Origin of the sequence: Bradyrhizobium sp. th-b2 (genome assembly GCF_000426785.1) — a bacterium.
Taxonomy (GTDB): Bacteria; Pseudomonadota; Alphaproteobacteria; order Rhizobiales; family Xanthobacteraceae; genus Bradyrhizobium; species Bradyrhizobium septentrionale.
Map to the genome: position 1 here is coordinate 1 of NZ_AUGA01000210.1, position 2,264 is coordinate 2,264.

Below are 2,264 nucleotides of genomic sequence, written 5' to 3' on the forward strand. Positions count from 1 at the left end.
GTGCTCCGCGCATTTGTGCGAAAGTGTCTGGAGGCAATTCGCCCTTATGACTCTGTCGCGCGCGTGGGCGGTGAAGAATTCATGGTCTTGCTGCCGGGAGCGACGCTCGACACGGCTTGCGCGGTAGCCGAGCGCCTACGATCGACGATTGAAGGCACTGCATTCGACGTCGAAGCCCGACCGTCGGTCTGCGTCACCATCAGTGTTGGGGTGTCGGAGCTCGGGCGCGATGGAGACACGCTTGACGGATTGCTGAACGTCGCAGATCAGCGGCTCTATCGCGCAAAACATGAAGGTCGCAATCGTGTGATTGCCGCGTAGGCTTCGTTCATTCGCGCGCTTAGCCTAAGGCTGCACGAGCAACATGGTCGTGACCGGGAATCGCGGCGGCGAACCACGTAGATCGCATCTTGCTTTACGCGGTCGAGCGAGTCTCTTTATCCATCAACGCCGCGAGCCGGACAATGGCTTCGCGGTCGCAAGGTTCGCGCTGAAGCTGGTTGAGCAGGCGCGCCGCACAAAACCTGGTGTTAAGTGTGCATTTATGCCACTTGTAAGAGCTTGCTGGAATAACCGGCGTCAGCGAAGGTTCGACTGTGATGAGTTTGTCAAATCCACGATCGCGCGTATTGCGCGCCGATTGGTTCGATTGGCGTAGTTCTGCCACAAGGGATTTCATCGCTCTCTTTGGGGGCGTCGTTCTTGCTTCGATCTTGGCGCATGTTTATGAGCTTGGCCCTCGTTTGTTTCAGCTGGGACGGGGCTATGCGGATTCGGCACTCGACGCCATCGTATTCATGATGTTTGTCGCATTCTTTCTGAGCGTTGCGCTGACAATCTTTAGTGTTCGCCGCTATCGAGATCTCGCCCGAGAAACCAAAGCACGAACCATTGCAGAAGCAGAAGCGCGCGATCTGGCGCGACATGATCCATTGACCGGCCTGCCTAACCGTCGCCTGTTTGATGAAAAACTTGATGCGTGCCTTGGCCTCGCCGGCGACACCCACCAGGTGGCCGTTCTGATGCTTGGCCTTAGGGGCTTCAAGAGAATCAAGGACGCGCATGGCCACGCAGCGGGGGACAAGGCGCTTTGCGAATTTGCCAACAGGCTCGCCGACGTCTTGCGCACGGATGGCGTCCTGGCGAGGATTGGAGGCGACGAATTCGGGATTGTCATGCCAGACATTAGCTCCTTTGAGGATCCCACCAATCTGGCGCGCCGTATTGTGGCGTCCGCCGGCGACACTTTCGCGATCGAGACGGGGTCAGCCGAGCTTGGTGTTGGAATTGGCATCGCCATCGCTCCGATTGACGGCGTCAATCTCCACGAATTGGTCAGGCGCGCAGAACGTGCACTTTATCGCGCACAAGGCGATGGCAGGTCGTGTGTTCGCTTTTTCGAACCAGAGATGGACATGCATGTCGAGCGGCGCATCCAGATCGAGCGAGAGCTTCGCAGCGCGATAACGGCCGATATTATCGAGCCGCACTACCAGCCGTTCGTTTCGCTCAAAAGTAATTGCATCATCGGGTTCGAGGCCCTGGCGCGTTGGGAAAACCGGACTTTTGGGCATATTCCGCCCGACGTGTTTATTCCGATTGCAGAAGAAACTGGCCTCATCAACGCGCTTGGCGATCAGCTTTTTCGCCGCGCCTGTTTTGATGCCAATGTGTGGCCGGAGATGTTTACGCTTGCCTTCAATATTTCGCCGATTCAGTTGCGTGACCCCGCGCTTGGACAGCGCATTCTATCGATCCTTGGGCAAACCGGGGTCAGTCCGAGCCGCCTGGAGATTGAAATTACGGAGAGCGCGTTCGTGGAAAAGACCGGGGTTGCGAAGACCGTGATGGATGAACTCCGTCAAGCCGGCGTCCGCATCGCGCTCGATGATTTCGGTACGGGTTATGCTACGCTTAGCCAGCTGCTTTCGTTTCGTCTCGACAAGATCAAGATAGACCGCAGCTTCGTGTCGCATCTCGACGACAGTACCGACAGCCAGGTGATCGTTCGTGCTATCCTTGGCCTTGCAAATGGATTTGGTTTGACGGCCACGGCCGAGGGTGTCGAAGACGCAGGCCAGCTGGCCTATCTGGTGGCCAATGGTTGCGCAGAAGGACAAGGTTATCTGTTCAGTGATGCCGTCCCGGCCGCCGGTATCCCCGCGCTGCTTAGTCGCCCGTTAAGAAGCTTCCAGGCGACTGATCTGGAATCGTAATTTGGCTGGAATGACGTTCTGAGATTGCAAGGTTTTGGTGTTTTGTGC

Annotated in this window: 3 protein-coding genes; 2 read left to right on the plus strand and 1 reads right to left on the minus strand. The window is 57.0% G+C overall.

Features of this window, described 5'->3' with window-relative positions; translation table 11 throughout:
• Positions 1 to 321, plus strand: a 321-nt coding sequence (locus tag K359_RS56575; protein ID WP_156929142.1) for a GGDEF domain-containing protein, incomplete at its 5' end; no start/stop codon positions are given.
• 94 nt (positions 322 to 415) lie between these two features.
• On the opposite strand, the gene K359_RS65615 is transcribed toward K359_RS56575, so the two are convergent.
• Positions 416 to 679 carry a hypothetical protein gene (locus tag K359_RS65615; RefSeq protein WP_166202924.1) on the minus strand — a complete coding sequence of 88 codons (264 nt, stop codon included), beginning with the start codon at positions 677 to 679 and terminating at the stop codon, positions 416 to 418.
• Positions 680 to 713: 34 nt separating this feature from the next.
• On the opposite strand from K359_RS65615, the gene K359_RS56580 reads away from it, so the two are divergent.
• Complete coding sequence (locus tag K359_RS56580; protein WP_224496918.1) at positions 714 to 2,216, plus strand: bifunctional diguanylate cyclase/phosphodiesterase; 1,503 nt, start codon at positions 714 to 716, stop codon at positions 2,214 to 2,216.
• Positions 2,217 to 2,264: the final 48 nt, after the last annotated feature.

Excerpts from the sequence above, each read along its gene's own strand:
- K359_RS65615 (WP_166202924.1), bottom strand. The coding sequence starts at position 679 with ATGAAATCCCTTGTGGCAGAACTACGCCAATCGAACCAATCGGCGCGC.